Genomic DNA, 686 nt, shown 5'->3' with positions numbered 1-686 from the left:
GCAGTAACCTGCATCAACAAATTCCTTGATCGCTTTTTTCGATAATGAGAGAGATGCTCCTGAAATTTTAGAGATGTGCTCGGCATCAAAGTTAGTTTTTAAGGGTAATTGTTTGAGCGTATACGCCCAAGAAGGAGTGATCTGCCCCAAATTTAAGGCTGCTTTTCTCCTCTTATACTCGAAGATGATTGCATCAGCGATGCCAAAGCCACAGTCGAACTCTCTTTCAAAACCAATATTTTTCTTGAATTGCTTTCTCACGAGAGATTGCAAGCTGTTTACAAGAGCGAACTCTGAGTCGAACGCATCTTGCGAGCTACCAACGTTCGCCAATGAGGCTGATTTCATTGTAATTAGAGGACTCATATTCAACTCTTGCTCTTTATCATATACAATAAAACATTATAGAGTATTGTGTTTAAGTATTCCATATTTTTTTGGTGGCCACAATGAGCGGAATTAATATTACAACTCACAAGATACTCAAGAAAAATATATTGGGAACAGATTACTTTATTGGTGACTTACATGGGCAAATTACTTCTTTGAAGCGCATCCTGTCTGTGGCGAACTTTGATCCTGATATTGATAGGGTAATTTGCACGGGCGATTTGGTAGACCGTGGGGCATGTTCACTAGAGTGTTTGAGATTAACAGCACAAGGGTGGTTTTATTCTGTTGTAGGT

Annotated in this window: 2 protein-coding genes; one reads left to right on the top strand and one right to left on the bottom strand. The window is 39.4% G+C overall.

Features of this window, described 5'->3' with window-relative positions:
• Positions 1–366 (bottom strand): hypothetical protein (locus tag LG31_RS0107870; RefSeq protein WP_033113938.1); only part of this gene is annotated, 366 nt, incomplete at its 3' end.
• 83 nt (positions 367–449) lie between these two features.
• Here LG31_RS0107870 and LG31_RS20440 point away from each other — a divergent pair.
• Positions 450–686: metallophosphoesterase (locus LG31_RS20440; RefSeq protein ID WP_193354222.1), on the top strand; the 237-nt coding region annotated here is incomplete at its 3' end.

The sequence above is a fragment of the Aeromonas lacus genome (assembly GCF_000764665.1).
Taxonomy (GTDB): domain Bacteria; phylum Pseudomonadota; class Gammaproteobacteria; order Enterobacterales; family Aeromonadaceae; genus Aeromonas; species Aeromonas lacus.
This window is presented reverse-complemented; position numbering and strand designations above follow the sequence as displayed.